This window comes from Rahnella sp. WP5 (assembly GCF_000745615.1).
GTDB classification, from domain to species: domain Bacteria; phylum Pseudomonadota; class Gammaproteobacteria; order Enterobacterales; family Enterobacteriaceae; genus Rahnella; species Rahnella aceris.
This window is the reverse complement of record NZ_JQJR01000005.1, coordinates 344687-369688: the sequence shown is the minus strand read 5'-3', so window position 1 is coordinate 369688 and position 25002 is coordinate 344687. Positions and strand designations below refer to the sequence as shown.

Genomic DNA, 25002 nt, shown 5'->3' with positions numbered 1-25002 from the left:
TTTCTGCGCCGTTGCAGTGGGGCAACATGAATGCAAATTCATCACTTATGTCAAAAAGAACGGTCGTACCGGATAAATCCTTAAACGACGCCGGAGCGTAACCGGTAGAGCCCACTGCAACAACTTACTTACGAAACCTGCTGATGTGCGGGTTTTTGCGTTTCTGAGGCTGCCAATTCGGCGGCCTTTTCTTGTTTTGGCGGCCAGTCAATCAGCTACCCATTCATCCTTTCGCAAACGGACTGAGCCGCTAAATTCCTCACGACTACGCACCCAACCGGCTGACCGGAGGGGGAGACTATGAAAATGGACGAAAAATACAGTAACGCTACATATGGTGGTGCTGGAATTACGGCCTTCTTTGCAAGCTTATCCCTTCAGGATTGGGGCTTTATCGCTGGCGTGCTGATCGGGGCGCTCTTTACTGCTTTGACGTACTTCCTGAATCGTCGCGAACAGATGAAGCGCACCCGGATTCTTCAAGAAATCGCCGACAAGGTGGATGCAAAAAATCCATCTGCAACCGCCCAGGTTGTTAATGAGCTCGCGCAGAAAACCAGCGAGGTCTGAAGTGGCAAACCTTAAAACGAAACTCAGTGCCGCCATGCTGACGCTGATTGCTGCTGGAGCAAGCGCACCAGTGCTGATGGAACAGTTCCAAAAAGAGAAAGAAGGCACCAGCCTGATTGCTTATCAGGATCAGGGCGGCGTCTGGACTATCTGCGGCGGCGTGGCTTATGTGAACGGGAAGCCTGTATTTAAAGATATGAAATTGACGCGTACGCAGTGTGATGCCATCGATAGAGCAGAGCAGGCCAAAGCGCTGGCCTGGGTTGATAAAAATATTCATGTACCACTGACGCCGCCGCAGAAGGTCGGGATCGCCTCGTTCTGCCCGTGGAATATCGGTCCCGGTAAATGCTTCTCGTCGACCTTCTATCGCAAAATTAATGCTGGCGACCGACTTGGTGCATGCGCCGAAATTAAGCGCTGGATATGGGATGGCGGGAAAGATTGCCGAATTCGGGCGAACAACTGCGCTGGCCAGGTCATCAGGCGTGATCAGGAAAGCGAGCTGACTTGCTGGGGGCTGGATGAATAACAGTTTGCCGATTGCACTGGCCTTCGTGGCTGGAATTGCTCTCACGTGGTGGGCTGAAGGGCTACGCTGGGATGCTGATGTTTCCAGACTGAACGAAGCCCACACCGCAGAGCTGAAGAAACAAAGCGATCAGGCCGTGATTGACCTGACCAACCAGAAGAAGCGCACCGAAGCGGCACAAACCGCACTGGCTGCGTTGGATGCCAAACACACGAAGGAAATGGCAGATGAACAGGCCAAGAATGAGAAGTTGCGCGCTGATGTTGTTGCTGGTACTCGCCGGGTGCGAATCGCCGCGGCAAACCTTGCCACGTGCCAGATTGGCGGGAACAGCACTTCCGGCACCGGCAGCTTGGGCGATGCAGCACAAGTCGAACTCTCTGGCGCTGGTGGACGGGCTGTTCTCGATCTCCGAGCCAGCGCCATCAAAGACGACCAAGTGATCCAGTATTTGCAGGGTTACATCACCAAAGTGGCTAAGCAATGTGAAATAAAATAGGTGCAAAATAATGGCGAGTAAAAAACCAAAAAAAATAGTGGTTACTTTAATCGGTTTTGAAACTCATAAGGACGGTATCGAATCTGGGTCCTCCGTTTCATTTAAGGTAATCCAATCAGGTAAAGTTCTATTGGAAGATACGATCAACGGCAGGTGCTCTGCCCCTTATCACAAGGCATACGAAGTTGTTACAGAAGAGGGCGACCTGCTTATTGAGCACAACCGAAGCGACCTTGTGTGGATGAGCATCTTTGCAAACTTTGAATAAGTCTGTTTATTTACTACTTCTTGTTTCATAACATGCTCTCTGAATACCTAAAGGAGATACACATGTTTGTAGCAGATGGATTAAAACCAGACTTAGATAATGACGGTTGGGTAATGGGGTGGGGCGTTGTTAGGAATGCGCCTTGGCATCTTGCTGGCGTGTATGCGACTAAAGATGTTGCAGAGACAAAAGCCGAATTATTAGGTGAGGATTATCGCGCTCATTATGGCTCACACCACCTGGGAACCGACGACTTCATTTACTAATCTGGATTAAATAAGTGTGATTACCGCACAGGCATTCACTGAGTGCCTGTTATAATGTTTTCGTAACTTTTAAAAGGTGGAGATTTTTAAATGCATTGGACTTCAGTGAAATTTAAAAAGCCGGAGACCACTAAAATGATCTCATGGTTTATCGTCAATACAGCAAAGGGCGTTGGCGTGACAACTTACTCACCCTTAGATGGTTTCTCAACAACAGTGTTCATTGATAATTCTGAGTACCACGGTATTGAAGTGACACATTGGATTCCTCTACCTGCGCCCCCCGCAGAATAGTTTGATTACAAGCCGCCTCCGAGCGGTTTTTTATGTCTGCCAAAAGGTGAACGATATGCGATTAACAGTTCTGGACGATGATCCATAGATAAGAATTCATCCTTGTACACGCATCAAAGTTTATCTCGACGGCGAAGAGATCAAGCGTTGTTTCACAGCTGATGATGAAAAGGGTGTAGTAATCGCCGCTGTTTTGAATGAACAAGACCGCATGATTGCAGAGAACAGCGAAGTTAAGCGGCAAACCCATCACGGTAACGTTCGCATCGAGAAACAGTAATTAATCAGGAGCATTTATGCAGGTCACTATTGATGGTGTCCCGTATGTGCCTGTGTGTAATTCGGGGGCGCGAATTAGCATTGCCAACACTACGCCCAACAGGCCTACAATTATGGATAATTTGAAGTTTATTTACTTTTTCTGCTTAGGAATATTTCCATATCTCTTTCTGGTTGGAGCTGAATTCTAACAACCGCTGACATCTTATTCGTAGACATAATCTTTCTTTTACATATCAGAGTAATTAAAGGGATCATGATCCTAAAAATCAGCGGTGTCCGTTTGTATAAAGCAGGTAAAAGGACAATTTTTTCTTTGATTGAGAGTTTCTCAAGCATCAGCATTGCTCGCTCATCAATAAGATGAGATTCAAACGTGACGCTTTCATAACCCTTGCGTTTGAGCTCACGGATCACATCCCTCAAAGAAGACATGATGCGCGGAGAGCCAGAGGGATTTCTTGGCGTTTTACAGGGCCTTAAGTGTAGTGAAACATCCTTCTTCATTTTGTTCACATATGTAAACATCCCATATTTGTGACTGATTCGATAACTCCACAAGTACAAGGGTATCAAAATGATTATAGCTAAGACCGGAAAGTCGAGATCTACACCAAAAAAACAAAACATAATTTCTCCCCTTTGAAAGAAATACAATCGGCATGGATTTAAATTTCTTTAGAAAAAAGGTTTGACTGGAGGCCAACTCCAAATGATTGCAAATGAAATGATTAGCAAAGAAAGGTACTCCCGGCAGGGGGCCTTGCCACGGGGCGGCGGACTCGCGGAAAACGGCTAGTTTTCGCGATCTAGGGTCATCATCATCATCTGTGCAGGTTATTGATTTTATTAATACCCAAATTGCAAAGATGTCGAATCGTCTAAAAAGTGTTCACCATCATGGACCATGAAATCGCCTCACTCAAACTCAACATCAATCAACTTGCAGGGATCACCGGCGTGCACCGGCAGACCGTCGCGGCGCGCCTGAAGAATGTCGATCCCGCGCCGGGCAGTAACGCGAAACTTAAATTATTTTCCGTGACTGATGTGTTGACTGAATTGATGATCCCCACGGTGTCAGGTGACGTCGCTGAAATGACGCCATCCGACCGGCTGGCGCACTGGAAGGCCGAGAATGAGCGGCTGAGTTTTGAGCAGAGCATGGGGCAGCTAATCCCCGCGGAAGATGTGGCAAGAGAATTTTCGGTTATGGCGAAAGCCGTCGTTCAGGTGCTGGAAACGTTGCCGGACGTGCTCGAGCGAGATTGTGCTCTGCCGCCGTCTGCCGTGATGCGGGTACAAAATATTATTGATGATCTGCGTGACCAGATTGCGCAGAAGGTCATTGACGCAGAACCGGAGGAGGAGACGTCTGAGGAGGACTGATGGCAAAGCGGGCTTCAGCGCGTGGCATCCGGAGAGATGTACCAGGAATACTTCGCGCCCCGCGGCGTATGCTGGTTGCCGATGCGGTCAGCCAATATATGCGTGTACCGATGGGGGCCGGCAACTCCGTTCCCTGGGATCCGAATCTGGCTCCGTATGTCATTGAACCTATGAATTGTCTGGCATCGCGTGAATACGATGCCGTGATTTTCGTCGGACCGTCCCGGACGGGTAAAACCATCGGCCTGATTGATGGCTGGATAGTCTACAACGTTGTCTGCGATCCCTCCGATATGCTGCTTATTCAGATGACTGAAGAGAAAGCGCGCGAACACAGCAAAAAGCGTCTCGACCGTACTTTCCGCAGCAGCCCGGAAGTCGCCAAGCGCCTGAGCCCCCGGCGTAATGACAACAACGTCTACGACCGAACGTTTCGCGCCGGTAACTACCTTAAAATCGGTTGGCCCTCTATTAACATCATGTCGTCGTCCGATTATAAGTGCGTGGCGCTGACGGACTATGACCGCTTTCCCGAGGACATCGACGGAGAAGGGGACGGCTTCACACTGGCCTCAAAACGTACCACGACATTTATGTCATCCGGTATGACGTTGGTGGAGAGTTCACCGGGCCGTGATATCCGAGATACCAAGTGGCGGCGCAGTTCACTTCATGAAGCCCCGCCGACCACCGGCATTCTTTCATTATATAACCGCGGCGATCGCCGACGCTGGTACTGGCCTTGTCCGCACTGCGGCGAACACTTCCAACCGGCGAAAGATGTGGTGCAGGGCTATCAGAATATTGTCGATCCGGTGGTTGCCAGCGAGGCGGCATTCATTGAATGTCCACATTGCCGGGGAGAAATCACGGCAGACCAGAAGCGCGATCTCAATCAGAAAGGCGTCTGGCTGCGCGACGGTGAGCAGATTGACCGTCATGGTGTCATTACGGGTACCGCGAGACGTTCCCGCATTGCTTCTTTCTGGATGGAAGGCCCAGCGGCGGCATATCAGACCCTGTCCCAACTGGTCTATAAGCTGCTTTCTGCCCAGCAGGATTATGAGGCCAACGGCAGTGAAGAAACCCTGAAAGCGGTGATCAACACTGACTGGGGCCTGCCTTATATTCCACAGTCCAGCGTCGAGCAGCGGAAATCCGAAACGCTTATGGCGCGCGCCACCGTGGTAACCAAGCGTACGGTGCCCGACGGTGTGCGTTTTCTGGTGGCGACCGTTGACGTGCAGGGCGGCCGCAACCGGCGCTTTGTGGTGCAGGTGATCGGTTATGGGGCGCATGGTGAGCGGTGGATTGTCGACCGGTACAACATCAAACAGTCGATGCGCACCGGGCCGAACGGCGAAAGTCTGCCAGTTGACCCCGCAGGCTATCTGGAAGACTGGAACCTGCTGCGCACCGACGTGCTGGATAAAGAGTGGCCACTCAACAGCAATCCGGGTGTTTCCCTGCCCGTGCTGGCGATGGCCGTGGACTCCGGCGGTGAAGACGGCGTGACCGGTAATGCCTATGAGTTCTGGCGCCAATGCCGCCGCGATGGCGTACACAAACGTGTTTATCTCTTCAAAGGAGACAGCACCACGCGCAGCAAGCTGATCACCAAGTCACTGCCGGACAATACCGACCGTCCTAACCGCCGGGCGGAAGCCCGCGGCGACGTCCCGCTCTACCTGCTACAGACCAATATGCTCAAAGACCGGATCAGTAACGCGCTTCAGCGCGATACGCCGGGGGCTAACTACGTTCACTTTCCTGACTGGCTGGGGGAGTGGTTCTATGACGAACTGACCTATGAAGAAAGGGGCACTGACGGCAAATGGACGAAGCCAGGGAAGGGGGCGAACGAAGCCTTTGACCTGATGGTATACGCCCATGCGCTGGTGATTTTGCGCGGGTACGAGCGGATAAACTGGGAAAAACCGCCTGGTTGGGCGCTCCCCGTTGAACAGTCCGATCCGCCAGCACCTTCTGATTCACCCGTACCGAAACCCCGCAGTAATCATCTAAAACCGAAAACAACCCGCGCTAAGAAAGAGGAGAAACCCTCTGCCTGGGCGCCATCGACATCAGGAGGCTGGGTATGAATCAGGCCGATATTGAAGACATGATCCAGCAGTATATGACCGCTGAACGCGCCGTTCTGCAGGGGAAATCCATTACCTTTAACGGGCAGTCCATGACGATGGAGAACCTCAGTGAAATCCAGAAAGGGCGGAAAGCCTGGGAGCGCCGGTTAAGCACATTGCTGGCGGCGCAGCGCGGGCGACCGCAGTACCGGCTGGCGAGGTTCGTGCGATGAGCCTGATTGATGATGCCATTGGTCTGATTTCACCGGGCTGGAAAGCCTCACGGTTGCGGTCCCGTGTGGCAATCAATGCCTACGAGGCGGCATTGCCGACGCGCACGCACCGGGCGAAGCGGGAAAACCGCAACGCAAACCAGCTCACGCAGTTTGCTGGCCGGTCGATCAGGGAGCAGGCGCGCTGGCTGGACAATAATCACGATCTGGTGATTGGCCTGCTGGACAAGCTCGAAGAGCGCATCGTCGGCGCGCGCGGAATTGTGGTTGACCCCCAGCCCATCCTGAAAACGGGGCTGGTGGCCGATGAGCTCTCTAAACAGATCCGGTCAGCCTGGGCGGAGTGGTCTGTTTCCCCCGATGTGACAGGGCAGTTTACCCGCCCCGTTCTTGAGCGGCTGATGGCAAGAACCTGGCTGCGCGACGGTGAGGTTTTCGGCCAGATGGTACGGGGTTCCGCGCCCGGACTCACCCCGACGGCGAACATCCCTTTCTGGGTTGAGGCGCTGGAGCCGGACTACATACCGCTGGAGATGAACGATACCGGGAAGGGGATTTGTCAGGGGATCTATCTCAACAACTGGGGATGCCCGACAAAGTATGTCGTCTACAAAAATCTGGTGACATCAGGCGTTGCGCTGGGCAATACCAAGGAAATCGCTGCAGACGGCATGATGCACCTCAAATTCATGCGCCGTCTTCATCAGGTCCGGGGAAACAGCCTGCTGTCCGGCATCCTGATCCGCCTGAGTGCGCTGAAAGAGTATGAAGATTCTGAACTGACGGCCGCCCGGATTGCCGCTGCGCTGGGCATGTACGTGAAAAAAGGCGACGGGCAATCCTACGGCGATGCCGGTGGTAATGACAAAGACTCCCGCGAGCTCAACATCGAGCCCGGGATGCTCTTTGATGAACTGGAGCCCGGCGAAGAAATCGGAATGATTAAATCGGACCGGCCGAATCCTAACCTTGAGACGTTCCGCAACGGGCAGCTCAGGGCGGTGGCCGCCGGCAGCCGCAGCAGCTTTTCCAGCATCTCCCGGAACTACAACGGCACTTACAGTTCTCAGCGTCAGGAGCTGGTGGAGTCCTTTGAAGGCTACGGCATTCTTCAGGATGCATTTATTGCGGCCGTGACCCGACCGATGTACCGCAGCTGGTTGCAGATGGCGATCACCGCGGGCGTGATCGACGTACCGCCCGATGTGGACATGTCGACGTTGTTTAATGCGGTCTACAGCGGGCCGGTGATGCCGTGGATTGACCCGATGAAAGAGGCCAACTCCTGGCGCGTGCTGTTACGCGGCGGTGCGGCAACGGAAGGGGACTGGGTCAGGGCGCGCGGCGCGAATCCGGGCGATGTAAAACGCCGCCGCAAGGCGGAAGTCGACGAAAACAAAACGTTAGGTCTGGTCTTCGACACGGACCCGGCAAACGATAAAGGGGAAGCCAGTGCGAAAGAATCGAAGAAATAAACTGGGTGTGTCACCTAAGGCCTCCGCGGGGGACAAAAGCTGGTTCCGCATGAAGGCCAGTGGCGACAAGACTGCTGATATTTATATTTATGACGAGATTGGTTACTGGGGCGTGACCGCCCGTCAGTTCGCCAGCAGCATGAAAGCGCTGGGCGATCTGGACCATATCAATCTGCATATCCACTCGCCGGGCGGCGATGTCTTTGACGGCATTGCCATTTACAACCTGCTTAACAGCCATACGGCGAGCAAAACCGTGTATATCGACGGTCTTGCCGCCTCAATGGCCTCGGTGATTGCCATGGTGGGCAATCCCATCATCATGCCTGAAAATGCCATGATGATGGTACACAAGCCCTGGGGGATCACCGGCGGCGATGCCAACGACATGCGCGACTATGCTGACCTGTTGGACAAGGTCGAGGCCGTGCTGATCCCGTCCTATGCCAAAAAAACCGGCAAAACCCCTGACGAACTTGCCCTGATGCTGGGTGAGGAAACGTGGATGACCGCGCAGGAGTGCCTTGAGCACGGTTTTGCTGACCAGATTTCTACCGCGGTGCAGGCAATGGCCCGCATTAATTCAAAACGTATCGAGGAATTCGACGCTATGCCAAACGCACTGAAAAACATGATCACCAAGCCGAAAGCGACGACTCAGAATCAGCCGGAACCGCAGAATCCACCTGTTGCGCCTGTTGTTCCTGGCCCCGCAGCGCTGGATGAAAACGCCATCCGCAATCAGGTCATTGCCGCCCAGAAACAGCGCGTCACGGGGATCAAAGACCTGTTCGCGATGTTTGGCGGCCGCCATCAGGAATTACAGGCGTCATGCATTGAAGATATCGACTGCACGGTCGATCAGGCCAAGGACAAGCTGCTGGTGATGCTGGGGAAAAATGCCAGCCCGTCCAATAAAAACGGCAACAATGCACACATTCACGCCGGCAACGGGAATTTCACCGGCGACGGTATCCGTCAGGCGCTGATGGCGCGCGCGGGCTACGAAGACCGGCAGAATGACAACGTGTATAACGGCATGACCCTGCGCGAATATGCGCGCATGTCGCTGACCGAGCGCGGCGTCGGCGTTGCGGCTTATAACCCGATGCAGATGGTGGGGCTGGCGATGACGCACACCACCTCGGATTTTGGCAATATTCTGCTGGATGTGGCGAACAAATCTCTGCTGCAAGGCTGGGAAGAGTCACAGGAGACCTTTGAAGCCTGGACGAAGAAAGGGCAGCTCTCTGACTTTAAAACGGCGCACCGCGTCGGGCTGGGCGGCTTCCCGTCGCTGCGTAAGGTACGCGAAGGGGCGGAATACAAATACGTCACGACCACCGATAACAGCGAGACCATTGCGCTGGCCACCTACGGTGAAATTTTCTCCATTACCCGTCAGGCCATCATCAACGACGATCTGAACCAGCTGACCGACGTGCCGATGAAAATGGGCCGCGCCGCGAAGGCCACCATCGGCGATCTGGTGTATGCCGTGCTGACCGGTAACCCGAAATTGTCAGACGGTAAGGCGTTGTTCAGCAGCGATCATAAAAACCTGGCAACCGGTGCCATTGACGTCACGAATCTGGATGCGGGCCGCCAGCTGATGCGCGTTCAGAAAGAGCCAACCACCGGCCGTACCCTGAATATCCGCCCGGCGTTCCTGCTGGTGCCAACCGCCCTCGAAACCGTGGCAAACCAGACCATCAAATCTGCCAGCGTGAAAGGCGCCGACGTTAACGCCGGTATCATCAACCCGATCCAGAACTTTGCGACGGTGATCGGCGAACCGCGTCTGGACGATAACAGTGCCAAGTCCTGGTACCTGGCCGCTGCTCAGGGTATGGACACCATCGAGGTGGCTTATCTCAACGGTGTCGAGCTGCCTTACATCGATCAGCAGGAGGGGTTCAGTTCTGACGGTATTGCGACGAAAGTGCGCATTGATGCCGGTGTTGCGCCGCTCGATTACCGCGGTCTGGTGAAATCCTCCGGCCAGTAATCCTCCTCCCGCGTTACCCGATTGCCCGTAAGGGCTTTTTTTATACCTAAAATTCGCCCCCTTCCGGGGCGTCTGGAGTTTTTCAATGGCTAAGAATTTTGTTCAGGAAGGTCAGACGATTTCCATTACCAACATCGGCGCTGCCACGATCGAGAGCGGCGACCCCGTGGTACTGGGTTCCCTGCTGGTTGTCTCTCTGGTGGATATTGCCCCGAATGAAACCGGCACGGGGATGGCCGAAGGGGTATTCCTGCTGCCGAAAGTCTCCGCCGATGCGATCCCCGCTGGCACAAAAGTGTATATCGCGGACGGCGAAATCCAGCTGGCGTCTGCGGATGCCGTGGCCGCTGGCATTGCCTGGGACGCTGCCGCCGCGGGCAGCACCGTCGTTGAAGTGAAAATCAATGGCTAACGCCTTTGATGCGTTGGCCGCGCGGATGGATGCGGTCACGACCGCGCGGTTTGGGCGGGAGGTGGTGATTAATGGCACCGTGTTCACCGGTGTTGAAAGCCATTTTCTGCCCGAGATGGGGCCGGTGAGCGGCGATGGCCTGTCTGTTGTGGTTTTTTCTCCCGGTTACCGGCCGCACCGTAACGATCAGGTGTTTTATCAGGGAGAAAGTTACATCGTCACCCGTCATCAGATGTTTAACGGGAAGCCACAAATCTGGCTGGAGTAAGGGGGAATATGACCATCAAAGGGCTGGAGCAGGCCATTGCCAACATGAACAGTATCAGTTCGACGGCCGTTCCGCGCGCCTCGGCGCAGGCGGTTAACCGGGTGGCAGGGCGGGCCATCAGTCGCAGCAGCACGGTGTCGAAGGAAACCAAGGTGCCGAGAACGCTGGTCATGCAGCGTGCAAAACTGAAAAAGGCCACGATAAACCGGCCGGTTGCCACGTTAAAAATCAACCGGGGTAATTTACCGGCCATCAAGCTGGGCGCGGCGCAAATGCGTGTTTCACGCCGTCAGGGCAACCTGCGCGGGCAGGGCAGCGTACTCAAAATAGGCCGCTTTACCTTTCGGAATGCGTTTATTCAGCAACTGGCTAACGGCCGGTGGCATGTGCTCCAGCGTTCCGGGAAAAGCCGGTACCCGATTGAGGTCGTGAAGATACCGTTAACCACCCCACTTACGGAAGCGTATACCGCAGAAACCCACCGTCTGATGCAAAGCGATATGCCGAAGGAAATGGCTTCCGCCCTGAAAAATCAACTGAGGCTGATCATTAAACGATGATAAAGCACCCCAAAATACGCAAAGCCGTGCTGGATGCGCTGAAACTTTCGGTGACCGATCCTTCCGTCACCTGGTATGACGGCCGCCCGAGTTTTCTGACCGCTGAAGACCTGCCCGCCGTTGCCGTCTACCTGTCCGGTGCTGAACCCACGGGGGAAACCCTTGATGAAGATGAGTGGCGGGCGACGCTTCACGTGGAGGTATTTCTGAAGGCGGTGAGTCCTGACACCGATCTCGACCTGTGGATGGAACAAAACATTTACCCCGTTGTGGGTGACATTCCGGCGCTTTCAGACCTTATCGAAAACATCACGCCCGAAGGCTATGACTATCAGCGCGATGATGAAATGTCGACGTGGGGCTCCGCTGACCTGCGTTACACCCTGACTTACTTAATGTGAGGAATTTATGACCACACAACTCGAACCGACCAAAGGCGCGGGCACCACACTCTGGATTTACACCGGCAGCGGCGATCCCTACGCCAATCCGCTATCGGATCAGGACTGGACCCGGCTGGCGAAAATCAAGGAGCTGACGCCGGGAGAAATGACGGCGGAATCTTACGACGACACGTACCTCGATGATGCCGACGCCGACTGGAACGGCACGGCGCAGGGGGCCAAATCTTCCGGGGACACGTCGTTTACACTGGCCTGGAAGCCCGGCGAGAGCGGGCAGCAGGATCTGGTTAACTGGTTTTACGATGGCGCGGTGCGCGGGTACAAAATTCGTTATCCCAACACCGCTGTTGATGTCTTCCGTGGATGGATCAGCAGCCTGGGCAAAGCGGTGCCGGTAAAAGAGGTGATCACCCGGACGGTGAAAATCACCAATACGGGCAAACCGGCGCTGGCCGAGAGCAATCAGGCCGCCGCGGTACCCGTGACCGGCGTGACCGTCACGCCGTCAACCACCAGCGTGGTGGTCGGACAAAATGCGGTGATCACCGTGGCGGTGCTTCCGGACGGCGCGACAAACAGTTCGTTCAATGTTGCGGCTGCCGATCTGACCGTCGCTACGCTGACGGTATCGGGTAATACCGTCACGGCGAAGGGCCTTAAAGCGGGCACGACACAGATCATCGTGATGACCAATGACGGCCAGAAAGTGGCTATCTGCACACTGACCGTCACGGCGGCATAACGGAGCGAGCATGTTTTTAAAATCAGAACTGTTTGAGTTCAACGGGGCAAACGCCACGCTGTACGAGCTGTCGGCGCTGCAGCGCGTCGAGCTGTTGCATTATCTGGCCGCGCAGGAAAAAGCGTTGCCCAACGATGAGCCCGACGAACAAATCCTGTCAGCCGCACTGGTTGAACTGAATATCCGGGCGGGTGCGATGGTAGTCGCCATGTCCCTGTGGCACAGCGAGTCGCCGAAGCCGGATATCCGCGAACTTCAGCAACAAGTGATGAGCACATGGCCGGTCGAGGCCATCGGGAAAGCGGATACCCAGGTCAAAGTGCTGTCAGGCATGATGGCAAATTTGCAGACAACCGAACAGGAAGTTCCTGAGTCTGAAGACACCGACAGCGCAGGGGAAACAGCGGAAAAGCGCTAACCCGTGAAATGGACTTTGTCATGAAGCTGGCGCGTGAGTTCAGACGGCCTGACTGGCGCGCCATGCTTGCTGATATGTCCTCCAGCGATCTGGAGGAATGGCACCGATTTTACGAGTCCCATTACTTCGAAGATGCGCTGCTTGATGCACATTTCGCCGCGCTGAACCTCAATATTTTGTCGCTGGTATGCGGGGAAACCGATCTTAACGTGGGTCATTTCAGTCTGCTAAAACCTCACGTCGTGGAAGAGCAGCCGGATCCCGATGATGAACAGTTAATGGCTATCGCAGAAGGTCTGTCAGGAGGAGTCCGCTATGGCCCAGCCAGTGGGTGATTTGGTCGTCAGCCTCGATGTTGATGCCGCAAAATTTAATGAACAGGTCAGTTATGTCCGCAAGCAATTTACCGGCTTAGGGGCGGACTCGACGAAAGCCGGGACGCAGGTTCAGCAGGCATTCTCTAAACAGGAGCTTGCTGCACAGCGTGCGGGTATTTCCATCGGGCAATATAAAGCGGCAATGCGGATGTTGCCTGCTCAGTTCACCGATATTGCCACCCAGCTGGCCGGCGGGAAAAGCCCCTGGCTGATCCTCCTTCAGCAGGGCGGCCAGATTAAAGATTCGTTTGGCGGGGTCGGGAACGTTGCCAAAATACTGCTGACATACATTACGCCGCTCAATGCGGCTATCGGCGTCGCTGCTGTCGTTTTTGGCAGCCTGGGTCTGGCGGTTTATAAAAGCCGTCAGGAGATTGCCGAAGCCAGCAAGATTATTCAGGAGTCCTTGGGTTTAAGTGGTAGTGCAGCGGAAAAGCTGGCGCAAAATATCCGGGCTATTGCCGATTCTTCTGGCGCGTCGATTAAAAGCGTTGCCGATCTCTTCATCACCACAAAAGATGGTGCTGACGAAGCCACGCAGAAAATGATTGCCGTCGGCTTCAGCTATCTGGATGCCAAAGCCAAGGTCAGTGAATACAAAGGCTCATCTGATTTTACCAACCTCAACACCCAGATCGAAGCGCACCGGCTTAAGGTTCTCGGTATTCCTGATGCGTGGACGGATGCGGAAGAGGCGGTCAGAAATTATTATTCCGGGGTGAATTTAGGCAAGCAAAGCGTGGCATTGGGGGGTGCCATTGATCCCATCGTTGGCGTTCTTGAGCAGGCGAAGCAGTTAAGGGGGGACCTCACAAAAGCCACGACAGACGGGAACCTGGCAACACAGAAATCCGTGGAGTGGATAAATAAGGAATATCTGGCCACGGATGCTGTTGCAGGTGCTGAAGCTAAACTTAAAGAGGCGCGGGAACAGTCACGGAAAATTGCCTTTTCGGGTGATGCGACCGCTATCGCGAATGCGCAAAAGCTCATTGCCCTGCGTGAGAAAGAAGTCGAGCAGGCAAAGAAACGGCAGGAACCTAAAAAACAGCGGGTCACCACGTCTGCGGGAGACCGGGCAGAAGACAGCGCGCAGGGGGACTTACTGAGTCTGCAGGCACAGCTTAAGGTGCTGCAGCAGCATACCAGCGTTAACGATGTTATCAGCCAGCAGCGCAAAGATTTGTGGCAAACCGAAAATCAGTACGCCGTCCTTGAGCAGGCAGCCAGCAGCCGGCAGTTATCTGCACAGGAAAAATCCCTGCTGGCGCATAAGGATGAAACGCTGGAGTACAAACGGCAACTGGCTGTGCTGGGCGATAAGGTCGTTGCCCAGCAAAGGCTAAATACACTTTCCGACCAGGCGGACAAATTTGCCCAGCAGCAGTCGGCAAAACGCGCGGCTCTGGATGCCCAGGCAGAGGGCGTCTCCTCGCGTCAGGCAGATCGGGCTGCCACCCTGCAGCGTCTGCAGGAAGCCTATGCGTTTAACCCCTCTGCCCAGCAGCGCGTCCTGCAGGAACAACAGAAAACATATGATGCAGAAGACGCCCTGCGGTCAAACTGGGTCGCGGGTGCGAAACAGGGCTGGGCGGAATACGCTGAATCTGCAACGGATGTTTTCACGTCCGTGCAGCAGGTGGCTCAGTCCGGATTTAACGGGCTTACAGACCAGTTGAACAGTCTGGTCACTACCGGCAAGGCCAGTTTCAAAGACTTCACCTCATCCATTCTTAAAATGATTGTTAACGTGATCGACCGTCTGCTGGTGGCCTACGCGATTCAGTCAGCCATGGGATGGGTAACGGGAAGCGTTTCGGGTGGCGGTAATGCAGGGACGGCAATCACCGGCGGCAGCTATAGTAACCTGCCGCTTGCTTATAACGGGGGTTACATCCGCGAATATGACGCGGGGGGCTACACCGGGCACGGCGGAAAGTATGAACCCAAAGGCATTGTTCACGGCGGGGAGTTTGTATTCACCAAGGAAGCGACCAGCCGTCTGGGGGTCGGAAATCTCTATCGTTTGATGCGTGGCTATGCGGGCGGAGGCCTGGTTGATGGGGGCGGTATGGCCGCTACATTGTCCGGAGGCGTCAGCGTTTATGCGCCGGTCACCATCACTCAGCAAGGCGATGATGGCGGCGTAAACACTGCCAACGCCACTGGCACGGCAAAACAGTTGGAGGGTATTGTTCAGACGCTGCTGACGGATCGGATTAAAAAAGAGATGGCGCCGGGTGGCGTGCTCTATAAAGGAGGGCGATGATGACGGACACTTTCAACTGGAGAACCCGTAAAACGGTACAGGGATCGCAGAACGTCAGTACGTTACAGGCACAGTTCGGAGATGGCTATAAGCAGGTGTCTGGGATTGGCATCAATAACACCGCTGAAACATGGGATCTCGACTGGACCGGGAAGCGCACTGAGGCTGCGACGCTTCGGGCGTTTTTACTCAGTCACGTCGTTTCTTCTTTCTGGTGGATTAATCCCTGGGGCGAAAGGAGGCTCTATCGTGTAAAAAACGATTCTGTTGCAGTGTCATTCCCCTCAGGCGATAAGGCGACCCTGTCGTTTACCTTTGAGCAAGCTTTTGCGCCCTAAATATTCTGACTGACTGATAAGGCTGCCTTCGGGCTAATGCCGGTCACTTAAGCATTTTTATGAATACAAATTCATTTTTGTGCTTCAAAGGATAATGAAGGAATCAGGCTTATAGCGCTATTTTTCTTCATCGAAGGCCCAAATTCACGGGCCTCATTTCCTTAAGTGACCGGCATTAGCCTTCGGGCGGCCTTTTTGTTGTATTTGACACTGGTTCATAGCGCGTTTTGACCCAGTCAAAGCGCGCTATGACTATATCAAAGCGCAGTGATTCCTATCTGGAGAAATCATGAGTTTTACACAGGACATTCAGCAACTCGAGCCGGGCAGTCTGATTCAGTTGGTGGAGATTGACGGTACAGGATTCGGTCTGGATAAAATTTTGCGCTTCCATGCCTATAACATCAGCTCGCCGGGCTGGAAGAGTTTTGCGGCTGAAAATCTGCCTTCCATTATCTGGCAAGGCAATGAGTACGATCCGCACCCTTATGAAATTAAGGGTCTCGAATTATCCAGTGCAGGGTCGCAGCCCACACCATCAATGTCAGTCGGTAATGTGGGTAACTACGTCACCGCCCTCTGTCTCCAGTATCAGGATATGGTGAAAGCGAAGGTAAGAATTCATACCACGCTGCTGAAGTACCTTGATGCCGAAAACTGGCAACAGGGCAACCCGGATGCCAACCCGCGTGAAGAGCGCGTGCAGCTTTTCTATGTGAATGCCAAAACGGCGGAGACGCGCATTCAGGTTGATTTTGAACTGTGCTCACCGTTTGACGTGCAGAGCCTGCAACTGCCTTCGAGGCAAATCACCCCTCTGTGTACCTGGTGTATGCGTGGGCTCTACAGGTCGGGAACCGGCTGTGACTACAACGGCACAAATTACTTCACCAAGGACGGCACGCCGACAAACGACCCCTCAAAAGACCAGTGCGGCGGCAGGAGGCGCGACTGTGAAGACCGTTTTGGTAAAGGCAATCCTCTTTCTTTCGGGGGATTTCCGGGTGCGAACCTTCAGGGGAAATAACAATGCGCGAAAAACTGCTTAACGCCATCAGGGAACACGTGGCGGCAGAGTATCCGAATGAAGCATGCGGCGTCATTATTCAGGAGGGAAATAGTCAAATATACGTCCCGTGCCGGAATGTTGCAGAAAAACCGCAGGAAGATTTTGTGATGCACGCCGCTGATTATCTCACTGCACAGCAGCGAGGCGAGGTGCTGATGATAGTGCATTCACATCCTGATGTGGCTTACCTTGTCCCGTCTGAAACTGACCGTATTCAGTGCGATCACTCTGGGCTTGAGTGGGGGATTATATCCTGGCCGGACGGTGACTGGTGCACACTTTGCCCGCGCGGTGAACGTGATTATACCGGGCGCGTCTGGGTGCTGGGGCACGCCGACTGCTGGTCACTCGTCATGGACTGGTACCAGCGGGAATACGGCATCGTGCTTCGCAACTGGTCAGTGCCGTACGAATGGTGGGAAGGCGGCAGGGAAAAACGCTATGACGACAACTGGCAGAGTGAGGGATTTGTCGAAGTACCGGTTAGCGAAATGCAAGAGGGCGACATGCTGATGTTTCAGGCTGGCGCGCCCGTGACCAACCACGCCGGAATTTATCTCGGCGATAATCAGATGCTGCATCACAACTTCGGCAACCTATCCACGCGCGTTCCTCTCGGGAACTACTGGCGTGAACGTCTGGTGCGGGTGGTGCGGCACAGGGAGCGAATGCAACATGCTTAAAACGATGATTCTGAAGGGTGCAGCGGCGAGGAAGTTTGGCCGAATTCACCGTTTTCATGTGGAAGACCTGCGTGAAATGTTGCGTGCCATGTGCTCGCAGGTGCCGGGCTTTCGCAAGTACATGGCCACCGCGCATCACGACGGCGTAACCTTTGCTTTTTACCGCGAAGACAACAATATCGGTATTCAGGAATTCGATATGTCTTCCACGGCTGACGAGTTCACCATGCAATCAATCCCCAAAGGTTCCAAACGCGCTGGCACGCTCCAGATCGTTATCGGGGCTGTTGCTCTGGTTGCGGCATTCTTTACCGCGGGTGCGTCAATGGCGGCATGGGGTGCAGCCATGAGTGCTGGCGCTATGTCCGCTACGACAGTACTGACCGGGATCGGGCTGTCCATGACGTTAGGTGGCGTAGTGAGTATGTTGACTCCACAGCCAAAATTTAACGTCGGGTCCTCCTCGAGCACAGATAACAAACCCAACTACGCCTTTGGATCCCCGGTGAACACGGTGGCAATGGGTTATCCGGTCGCCGTGTTTTATGGTCAGCGTGAAATCGGCGGTGCCATTATCAGCGCGGGTAGTTTTACCAGCGATCAGCAATAAGCCGGAAGGCATTATAAAAAGGCTGAAAGTCAGCCTTAAGCGAGGTATTTATGAATTTTTTAACATCATTAGAAAATTTTCCTTTAAGGAAACGTAGGACTGTCTCCTTCAGAGATAGCCCTATTCAGCCTTTTGGTGGATTCAAAGATGTTGTTGAAAGTAGTGTTGAGCGTCGACCAAACTTCGTCCTCACCGTTCCCATACGCATTGAAGGTCAACCGGATTCTATGACCATTACCCTGCTCAGCCGGCAATGTGATGAAGTCTGTCGGAGCGAGTTGGATATCGATAAGGGCATTGAAGAAATCGGGCCCTTCTACCTGCAAATACAGCGATGACATTCTCATCAGCCAGGTAGTAATTTTTTTGTTGCAGTTATATTGATATTCTCTTAGAAAAAATTCTATTCGACCATCAATTTTGTGGGTGAACTTAAATAACGAATCAGTATTCGCTATGACGCTCTCTCTCAACGCGCAATCATTGGTTTCAAGAGCTGAATCTGAACCATTTATCCATTTGAGGAACGCATAGAAGGTTAAAACAGCTTCTTTATCTTCATGAGGTTTAAAATCTTCAAGAACTTCAGTTATCAGTTCCGGATGATTAATGAAGTCTGAGTAGAATCCAGCCCTTTCCTCATAAGAAGTTTTTTCCCACGGATGAGATCGCCTGTCTTTTTCCAGATCCCTCAGAGGGTCAAAATTGATCAGCATACATTTCCTTGCCCAGAGTTAATCAGCCGTCCCTCCAGTGAATGACGGCCATGCTCCAAACATGACCGGGCTGAATACTCACCATATCTCTATCAGTAATTCAGCAACATCCTGATATTCGATCAGTCATCAACTTATGGCCGCCCTGTGCGGTCTTTTTTACAGGTGAAATATGCGACTTCTCCAAGGTGAAGCAATACAGGGTAGTAAGGGCGGCTCAGCAAAAGCGCACACGCCTGTAGAACAGCCAGATGACCTGCTGTCCACGGCGAAGCTGAAAATGCTGCTGGCCATTGCCGAAGGGGAGATCCAGGGAGACCTGACCGCTCAGCAGATTTTTCTGAATGACACGCCACTGGCGAACCAGGACGGCAGCTATAACTTTACCGGCGTAGTATGGGATTTTCGCCCTGGCTCACAGGATCAGACGTACATTCAGGGCATGCCGGAAATCGATAATGAGCTCGCGGTGGGTATTGAGGTAAAGCAAAACACGCCTTGGACGCGGCAACTCAGCAACCTTCAGCTTGATGCCGTGCGAATTAAACTGAGCCTGCCTGTTCAGGTGCTTTATAAAGATAATGGTGATCGAGTGGGGACCTCCACTGAGTATGCTATCGACCTGTCCACGGACGGCGCCGCGTGGCAGACGGTGGTAAACACCTCCTTCACCGGTAAGACAACATCCGAATATCAGCGCGATCACCGTATTAACCTACCCCGAGCAAACACCGGCTGGGCAGTGCGCGTGCGGCGCATCACACCGGATTCAACTTCGCAGAACCTGATTAACGCCTTCAAGGTGTTTTCTTACGCCGAGGTCATTGACAGTAAGTTGCGCTATCCGAATACAGCACTTCTCTTTGTTGAGGTGGATGCACAACAGTTTAATGGTGCCGCTCCCAAAGTCACTTGTAAGCCAAAAGGCCGAAAAATTCGTGTGCCGTCGAATTACAACCCGGCGACCCGTGAATATAGCGGTTCGTGGAACGGTGAGTTTGTCTGGGCATGGACGAACAACCCGGCATGGATATTTTATGATCTGGTGCTGAATAAGATTTTTGGTATGGGCAACCGTGTCGATGCCACAATGATCGACCGGTGGGAGTTATACGCCATCGCGCAATACTGCGACGAAAAAGTGTCCAACGGCGCAGGCGGTACCGAACCCCGCTTTACCTGCGACGTTTATATTCAGAGTCAGCAGGACGCCTATACCGTGCTCAAGGATATTGCGGCCATTTTCCGGGGGATCACCTTCTGGGGTAATAACGAAATCTTCGTCAATGCCGACGTGCCGCAGGTGGACGCAGACGGCAATGTTGACCCGGATTACGTTTATCATGCTTCTAACGTGATTAGCGGCCTGTTTACCCGCGCTGGCGGATCCTACAAAAACCGCTATTCGTCCTGTCAGGTCAGCTATTCAGACCAGCAAAACCATTACAGTGACACCGTTGAAACAGTGTATGACTCTGATCTGGTGGCGCGCTATGACGTACAGGAAATGCAGCTCACGGCAATTGGTTGCACCTCGCAGAGCGAGGCACACCGCCGCGGGCGCTGGGCGCTGTTGTCCAATGCGAAAGATGGCTCAATTTCGTTCGGGGTGGGACTAGACGGTCATATCCCGCTTCCTGCCTCCATCATCGGTGTGGCGGATCCGTTCTTTGCCGGAAAAGAAAACGGCGGCCGTATCAGTGCCATAGATGGCCGAAACGTCAAACTTGACCGGGCTATAGATTATAAAGCCGGTGATCGCCTGGTCATAAACCTCCCAGACGGTACCGGTCAGGTGCGGACCATTGGCAGCATCAGCGCAGATAAACGCACCGTCACCGTTAACACAAACTGGACGATTAATCCGGTCGCCGGCGGCGTATGGGCCATCGACAGTGACAGCCTGGCGATTCAGTACTACCGCGTCACGTCGGTGCTGGCCAATGATGACGGCACCTTTACGGTGTCAGGCATTGAGCACGATCCGACAAAGTACCGCTATATCGATGATGGTGTGCGCATTGACTCGCCACCGGTCACCGTGACGCCGGTGAATGTAATGAATGCGCCGCAAAACGTGGTAATCAGCGAAAGCAGCTATGTGTTTCAGGGGCTGACGGTAGCGAGCCTGAATGCGGCATGGGATAAGGTTGACGGTGCTATCCGCTATCAGGCGCAGTGGCGCAAGGACAACGGCGACTGGATAAACGTCAGCCAGACCAGTGCGCAAGGTTTTAGCGTGCAGGGAATTTACTCCGGCCTGTATGACGTGCGTGTGCAGGCTGTTAACGCCGGTGAGGTTTCATCACCGTGGGGTTATGCTGAATCTACAAACCTGACGGGTAAGGTCGGTAAACCCGGCACGCCGGTGAATCTGATTGCTTCAGAAAATGTGGTCTGGAATATCAACGTTCAGTGGGCTTTCCCGGCTGGCGCAGGAGACACGGCTTACACTGAAATTCAGGTGGCCACGACCGCTGACGGCATTAACCCGCAGTTTCTTGCAAACGTTCCTTATCCGGGAGTGAGCTATCAGCACGGGCCGATGCCTGCGGGCGTGCGTCGCTGGTACCGGGCGCGCCTTGTCGACCGTATCGGAAATACCGGTGACTGGACTGATCTTGTCGGCGGGGCGAGTAATGTGGACGCCGATGATATTCTCGGGACTGTCATTGAAGACTTCATGAATTCGGAAGATGGAAAGGTGCTTTTAGCGCCCTTGCAAACCAACCCGGAAGCCGTTTTGCAAAATGTGCTGGCAACTTACGATACGGTGAATCAGCAATGGGCTCAGTACGGAGGCAATAAGGCGGGGGTCATCCAGGCGCAAAAAGTGGCCGCCGATGCCGAAAGTTCTGTGGCTCAGCTTGAGACGGATTTGGTGGCTCAGTTTGCCGAAACAGAAGCTGCGCTTCAGGAGAAGTTTACCGCATACGCGGATGCCTCAGGCGGCTCAGCTATTTACACTCTGAAAACAGGTCTTAAATATGGTGGCGTAAATTATGACGCTGGCCTGTCTGTGGCGGTCACTATCAGTGGCTCAACGGTTGATACCCGTGTCGCTATCAACGCAGATAAATTTGTGATTGCCAGCGGCAGTGGCAATAACATTTATTCTCCTTTCACGGTGCAAAACGGCCAGGTATTTATCTCTCAAGGGTTTATCGGAAATGGCTGGATCAACAACGCGATGATAGGGGATTACATTCAGTCGAATAACTATGTGGCAGGTAGTGTTGGTTGGATGATCAATAAATCAGGAACATTTGAAGTTAATGGCACTGTCTCGGGTCAGGGAAGAATGCTAATTTCAAATAATCGGATAGTTTCTTACGATGAAAATGGAAATCCTGCAGCCGTTATGGGGCAAAAACTATGAGTATGGGATTTCAGGCTTTCATAAAAGGCACATCTTTCGATGTGCTAAACGCAATGTCATATAACTTCATCGCAGATATAGGAAACATATCCGGGTCAGGGAGTAAAACATACTCCCTTCCCGGATTTAATCTTTCAGCAGCATTAATGAATACTTTTTCATCTGTTGGTGTTGATGCAAGGAGCTACAACATCTCAGTAAGTGGACAGACTGTCTCATGGAATGTATCGAACGCCTGTAAAATGATGGTAACTGCGACTCCATCAGCTGGCGCGGGTAGTAGTCTATATTTTGGATTTACACTTTATGATTACTTAACGAATCCGCCAACCTTCAAGATAGCACCTGACTTTACCCCTTATAACCTTGTTCAGGTTATTGATCTTACCCCAGCATATAATCAAGTATTACAAACTAATATCCCAGCATCGGTGCCAATGGTAGCTTTTCATCGCGCGACCAATAATAGCTTTGACCATGTTTGGTGGACTGAAGGAACTCAAAACGGCTATTGGGCATTCACATTTCGTGGCAATACAGGCTTGAATGCTATGCAGCCTTGCCGCATTTATCTCTTTGCAAAGATATTAGTTAATGCTCCTAACTGGGGGTTCTTCCTATATAGAAATGGGAGCATAGTTTGGCATAATAACTGCTTGCCTTTGAAAATGAACATACTTAACGGGGGAACTATCACAGGGGGGGGGCCTCTTGCTGTAACAAATTCTGTTACTGGATGCTTATTCCAGCAATCTGATCCCGCATTTCCTGGTATAGGTACTCAGTGGTTTGAGTGTGCGAGTGCTGGGAGAGATTCGAACGGAATTTATTCTGCAACATCAAATGATAGGTATGCACAAAATCAGGTATCTGGGAGTGTCCGCCCCCCAACATGGGTGGCGGGGACGATAGGTTACATTGACACAACTTATTATGACCAGTATTACATCCAGTCTTTGGGTTATTGAGCCAGAGCATCACATTGTCGTGTATCCATAAAAGAGCCTTTGTTGTCCCACTGATAACCAAATGAACCGCCTGACAAGTAAGCAGGGTTAGATTTTGCATTGTGTATTTCGAATATTGGAATATCGACAATCATTCCTCCAACACGGGCCTGATTAAAACATATTGGTGGAGTGTTAGAGACGCAAGCACTCAAGATTATGACGGCAAAAATTAGCGATATGGCAATTATTTTTTTCATTATCATTTTCCTTTTGGGTATTTAATTATAAGAGCACTGATTCAATTTTTATTTAAATGAAATAATTCGATCATTATGATCAATTTAACAAATAATTGTGCTTACCTACTTGGTTGGTACTTAAGATATGCATTTTTATAAATCCGGAGATATCATGTCAGCAGGCACAATCGCATTAACTAACAATTCAGCAAATGTGACAGGTACCGGAACGGCCTTCACAACCGATTTAAAAGCGGGGGACTTCATTGTCGTTATTGTCGGTGGTGTGACCTACACGCTTGGCGTTAAAACGATAACCTCGGCAACAGCATTAACTCTGATAACTGCCTATGGTGGCCCGACGGCTACCGGTAACGCATGGACAGCGGTACCGAATGCGACATTAGTCGGCATTACTGCTCAAGTGGCAGCAGATGTGGCAAAAGCCATTCGCGGTTTGAATCTGGACAAGGCCAACTGGCAGCAAGTTTTCAACGGGACGGGGACCATAACTGTTACGTTGCCGGATGGCTCCACTTATACGGGGCCAGCCTGGAATGGTATTTCTGCAACTTTGGCAAAAGCCTACAATGACGGCGGAATTCTCAATGCAACCGTCACGCCGAACTCTCTTGGAAACACTGCCGACTTCAATATTTATTATCAGACGGCCAATGCTAACGCGATAATCGCGAACGGCTATCCAATTGGAAAAGCCGGGACATTGTTTGTGACCAAATCTGCGTATGGCTGCCAGCAGATGTATATCACTTTTCAGGGTGAGGCTTTTGTTCGTGGACTTACAGGCACCTTCAATCCAACAGCCCCGAATTGGTCCGACTGGTGGCCCATTTTCACAGGCAAGAGCACCATTCCTGTGGCAAATGGCGGTACAGGCGCAATCACTGTCGCAGCAGCTCCCTTCGCGCCCAAAGTATCACCAGCATTTTCCGGGAATGGGTCCATATCAGGAAATTTCACAGTCGGAGCACAGGTTTCAGCAGGTCCTGCGGGGTTTTATACTCAAGGATTAAACAACCCCGCTATACAGGGGGCATATATGGGGTGGAACGGTACGGGCATTGTTGGTGGAGCTGACTTTGTATGTAACCGTGGTCAGGGGAGTGGTGGTTTCCGCTTCCGTGTCGTAAATAGTAACAACACCGCCGTAATCACTGACTTCACAATGTTAGACAATGGGCAAGGCACTTCGTCCGCAGGATGGACCGCAGTGTCTGATATTGATGTAAAAATGCATGTCGAGGAGATAGACCCCGAGGAAGCTTTAACCGCGTTGACCTCATGGAGAACTTGTTCATGGGATTATTGCTCAGTGCCGAGTGAATATGACGAAGCCGGAAAAGTAATTTCGGTAACAAAGGGCGCTAAAGGTTTTGGTTTCATTGCGCAGGATGTCCAGAAAGATTGTCCTGATGCAGTCACATTGACTAAAAACCCGCAGCTTTATATCGACGAGGAAGGTGAGCTCTTCGCGAAAGAGGACACGCTATCGCTCAACACACTAGGGGTATCAGCCGCATATTCTGGTGCCGCTATTAAAGCATTAAAGAAACGCAATGAAGACCAGGCAGAACTTATCTCAGCTTTGTTGAAGCGTTTGGAAGCGGTCGAAACAAAGCTCGGGATCAAGAGCGAGTCAAGTTCGTAACT

29 protein-coding genes are annotated in these 25002 nt (G+C 52.6%); 26 read left to right on the top strand and 3 right to left on the bottom strand.

Going from position 1 to position 25002, the window contains the following annotated elements:
- Window positions 1-300 precede the first annotated feature (300 nt).
- The 6 genes from EX31_RS01675 (at window position 301) to EX31_RS26535 (ending at window position 2429) form a co-directional block, all read left to right on the top strand.
- Window positions 301-570 carry a phage holin family protein gene (locus EX31_RS01675; RefSeq protein ID WP_013575116.1) on the top strand — a complete coding sequence of 90 codons (270 nt, stop codon included), beginning with the start codon at window positions 301-303 and terminating at the stop codon, window positions 568-570.
- Window positions 539-1102, top strand: a complete 564-nt coding sequence (locus EX31_RS01670; protein WP_081925112.1) for a lysozyme — start codon at window positions 539-541, stop codon at window positions 1100-1102. Before EX31_RS01675 ends, EX31_RS01670 begins: the two co-directional genes overlap by 32 nt.
- Window positions 1095-1601 carry a lysis protein gene (locus EX31_RS01665; protein WP_037033016.1) on the top strand — a complete coding sequence of 169 codons (507 nt, stop codon included), beginning with the start codon at window positions 1095-1097 and terminating at the stop codon, window positions 1599-1601. The genes EX31_RS01670 and EX31_RS01665 overlap by 8 nt, the downstream gene beginning before the upstream one ends.
- Window positions 1602-1611: 10 nt before the next feature.
- Complete coding sequence (locus tag EX31_RS01660; protein ID WP_037033015.1) at window positions 1612-1869, top strand: hypothetical protein; 258 nt, start codon at window positions 1612-1614, stop codon at window positions 1867-1869.
- Window positions 1870-1931: 62 nt separating this feature from the next.
- Window positions 1932-2135, top strand: coding sequence for a hypothetical protein (locus tag EX31_RS01655; protein ID WP_037033013.1), 204 nt, complete (start codon window positions 1932-1934; stop codon window positions 2133-2135).
- 90 nt (window positions 2136-2225) lie between these two features.
- A complete protein-coding gene (locus tag EX31_RS26535; RefSeq protein ID WP_072012248.1) occupies window positions 2226-2429 on the top strand; it encodes a DUF551 domain-containing protein in 204 nt (67 codons plus the stop codon).
- 408 nt (window positions 2430-2837) lie between these two features.
- On the opposite strand, the gene EX31_RS01650 is transcribed toward EX31_RS26535, so the two are convergent.
- Window positions 2838-3215: a hypothetical protein gene (locus EX31_RS01650; RefSeq protein ID WP_156106951.1), complete on the bottom strand. Its 378-nt coding sequence runs from the start codon at window positions 3213-3215 to the stop codon at window positions 2838-2840.
- A gap of 393 nt (window positions 3216-3608) precedes the next feature.
- On the opposite strand from EX31_RS01650, the gene EX31_RS01645 reads away from it, so the two are divergent.
- The 17 genes from EX31_RS01645 to EX31_RS01565 all read left to right on the top strand — a co-directional run bounded on the left by EX31_RS01645 (window position 3609) and on the right by EX31_RS01565 (window position 18047).
- A complete protein-coding gene (locus tag EX31_RS01645; protein ID WP_037033009.1) occupies window positions 3609-4097 on the top strand; it encodes a DUF1441 family protein in 489 nt (162 codons plus the stop codon).
- Window positions 4097-6199 (top strand): phage terminase large subunit family protein, encoded by a 2103-nt coding sequence (locus tag EX31_RS01640; protein ID WP_037033006.1) that lies wholly within the window; start codon window positions 4097-4099, stop codon window positions 6197-6199. The genes EX31_RS01645 and EX31_RS01640 overlap by 1 nt, the downstream gene beginning before the upstream one ends.
- Window positions 6196-6414: a hypothetical protein gene (locus EX31_RS01635; protein ID WP_037033004.1), complete on the top strand. Its 219-nt coding sequence runs from the start codon at window positions 6196-6198 to the stop codon at window positions 6412-6414. Before EX31_RS01640 ends, EX31_RS01635 begins: the two co-directional genes overlap by 4 nt.
- A complete protein-coding gene (locus tag EX31_RS01630) occupies window positions 6411-7889 on the top strand; it encodes a phage portal protein (protein ID WP_037033002.1) in 1479 nt (492 codons plus the stop codon). The genes EX31_RS01635 and EX31_RS01630 overlap by 4 nt, the downstream gene beginning before the upstream one ends.
- 49 nt (window positions 7890-7938) lie before the next feature.
- Complete coding sequence (locus tag EX31_RS01625) at window positions 7939-9897, top strand: ClpP-like prohead protease/major capsid protein fusion protein (RefSeq protein WP_037033233.1); 1959 nt, start codon at window positions 7939-7941, stop codon at window positions 9895-9897.
- Between the two features lie 85 nt (window positions 9898-9982).
- Complete coding sequence (locus EX31_RS01620) at window positions 9983-10309, top strand: DUF2190 family protein (protein ID WP_037033000.1); 327 nt, start codon at window positions 9983-9985, stop codon at window positions 10307-10309.
- Window positions 10302-10577, top strand: coding sequence for a DNA breaking-rejoining protein (locus EX31_RS01615; RefSeq protein ID WP_037032998.1), 276 nt, complete (start codon window positions 10302-10304; stop codon window positions 10575-10577). The genes EX31_RS01620 and EX31_RS01615 overlap by 8 nt, the downstream gene beginning before the upstream one ends.
- Window positions 10578-10585: 8 nt before the next feature.
- Window positions 10586-11137 carry a phage tail protein gene (locus tag EX31_RS01610; RefSeq protein ID WP_037032997.1) on the top strand — a complete coding sequence of 184 codons (552 nt, stop codon included), beginning with the start codon at window positions 10586-10588 and terminating at the stop codon, window positions 11135-11137.
- Entirely contained in the window at window positions 11134-11538 is a 405-nt protein-coding gene (locus EX31_RS01605; RefSeq protein ID WP_015689736.1) for a phage minor tail U family protein, read from the top strand. The genes EX31_RS01610 and EX31_RS01605 overlap by 4 nt, the downstream gene beginning before the upstream one ends.
- Window positions 11539-11545: 7 nt before the next feature.
- A complete protein-coding gene (locus EX31_RS01600; protein ID WP_037032995.1) occupies window positions 11546-12283 on the top strand; it encodes a phage tail protein in 738 nt (245 codons plus the stop codon).
- 10 nt (window positions 12284-12293) lie between these two features.
- Window positions 12294-12701 (top strand): phage tail assembly chaperone G, encoded by a 408-nt coding sequence (gene gpG, locus EX31_RS01595; RefSeq protein WP_037032994.1) that lies wholly within the window; start codon window positions 12294-12296, stop codon window positions 12699-12701.
- A 20-nt stretch (window positions 12702-12721) separates the two neighbouring features.
- Window positions 12722-13036: a phage tail assembly protein T gene (locus EX31_RS01590; RefSeq protein ID WP_037033232.1), complete on the top strand. Its 315-nt coding sequence runs from the start codon at window positions 12722-12724 to the stop codon at window positions 13034-13036.
- Window positions 13017-15347 (top strand): phage tail tape measure protein, encoded by a 2331-nt coding sequence (locus EX31_RS01585; RefSeq protein ID WP_037032993.1) that lies wholly within the window; start codon window positions 13017-13019, stop codon window positions 15345-15347. Before EX31_RS01590 ends, EX31_RS01585 begins: the two co-directional genes overlap by 20 nt.
- A complete protein-coding gene (locus EX31_RS01580; RefSeq protein WP_081925110.1) occupies window positions 15347-15685 on the top strand; it encodes a phage tail protein in 339 nt (112 codons plus the stop codon). Before EX31_RS01585 ends, EX31_RS01580 begins: the two co-directional genes overlap by 1 nt.
- A gap of 289 nt (window positions 15686-15974) precedes the next feature.
- On the top strand, window positions 15975-16712 hold the full coding sequence (locus EX31_RS01575) for a phage minor tail protein L (RefSeq protein WP_037032991.1): 738 nt from the start codon (window positions 15975-15977) through the stop codon (window positions 16710-16712).
- Between the two features lie 2 nt (window positions 16713-16714).
- Window positions 16715-17437: a C40 family peptidase gene (locus EX31_RS01570; RefSeq protein WP_037032990.1), complete on the top strand. Its 723-nt coding sequence runs from the start codon at window positions 16715-16717 to the stop codon at window positions 17435-17437.
- The gene (locus EX31_RS01565; protein ID WP_037032989.1) at window positions 17430-18047 is read left to right on the top strand and encodes a tail assembly protein; all 618 of its coding nucleotides are present in this window, start codon (window positions 17430-17432) and stop codon (window positions 18045-18047) included. Before EX31_RS01570 ends, EX31_RS01565 begins: the two co-directional genes overlap by 8 nt.
- 83 nt (window positions 18048-18130) lie before the next feature.
- On the opposite strand, the gene EX31_RS01560 is transcribed toward EX31_RS01565, so the two are convergent.
- Entirely contained in the window at window positions 18131-18763 is a 633-nt protein-coding gene (locus EX31_RS01560) for a hypothetical protein (RefSeq protein WP_037032988.1), read from the bottom strand.
- A gap of 172 nt (window positions 18764-18935) precedes the next feature.
- Between EX31_RS01560 and EX31_RS01555 the strand changes: the two genes are divergently transcribed.
- Window positions 18936-22142, top strand: coding sequence for a TipJ family phage tail tip protein (locus tag EX31_RS01555; RefSeq protein ID WP_037032987.1), 3207 nt, complete (start codon window positions 18936-18938; stop codon window positions 22140-22142).
- Window positions 22139-23110 (top strand): hypothetical protein, encoded by a 972-nt coding sequence (locus EX31_RS01550; RefSeq protein ID WP_037032986.1) that lies wholly within the window; start codon window positions 22139-22141, stop codon window positions 23108-23110. The genes EX31_RS01555 and EX31_RS01550 overlap by 4 nt, the downstream gene beginning before the upstream one ends.
- Here EX31_RS01550 and EX31_RS01545 read toward each other — a convergent pair.
- Window positions 23104-23349 carry a phage exclusion lipoprotein Cor gene (locus EX31_RS01545; protein ID WP_037032984.1) on the bottom strand — a complete coding sequence of 82 codons (246 nt, stop codon included), beginning with the start codon at window positions 23347-23349 and terminating at the stop codon, window positions 23104-23106. The two genes, EX31_RS01550 and EX31_RS01545, sit on opposite strands and share 7 nt — an antisense overlap.
- Before the next feature lie 154 nt (window positions 23350-23503).
- Here EX31_RS01545 and EX31_RS26240 point away from each other — a divergent pair, with 154 nt between their 5' ends.
- Entirely contained in the window at window positions 23504-25000 is a 1497-nt protein-coding gene (locus EX31_RS26240; protein WP_051930977.1) for a pyocin knob domain-containing S74 family peptidase, read from the top strand.
- Window positions 25001-25002: the final 2 nt, after the last annotated feature.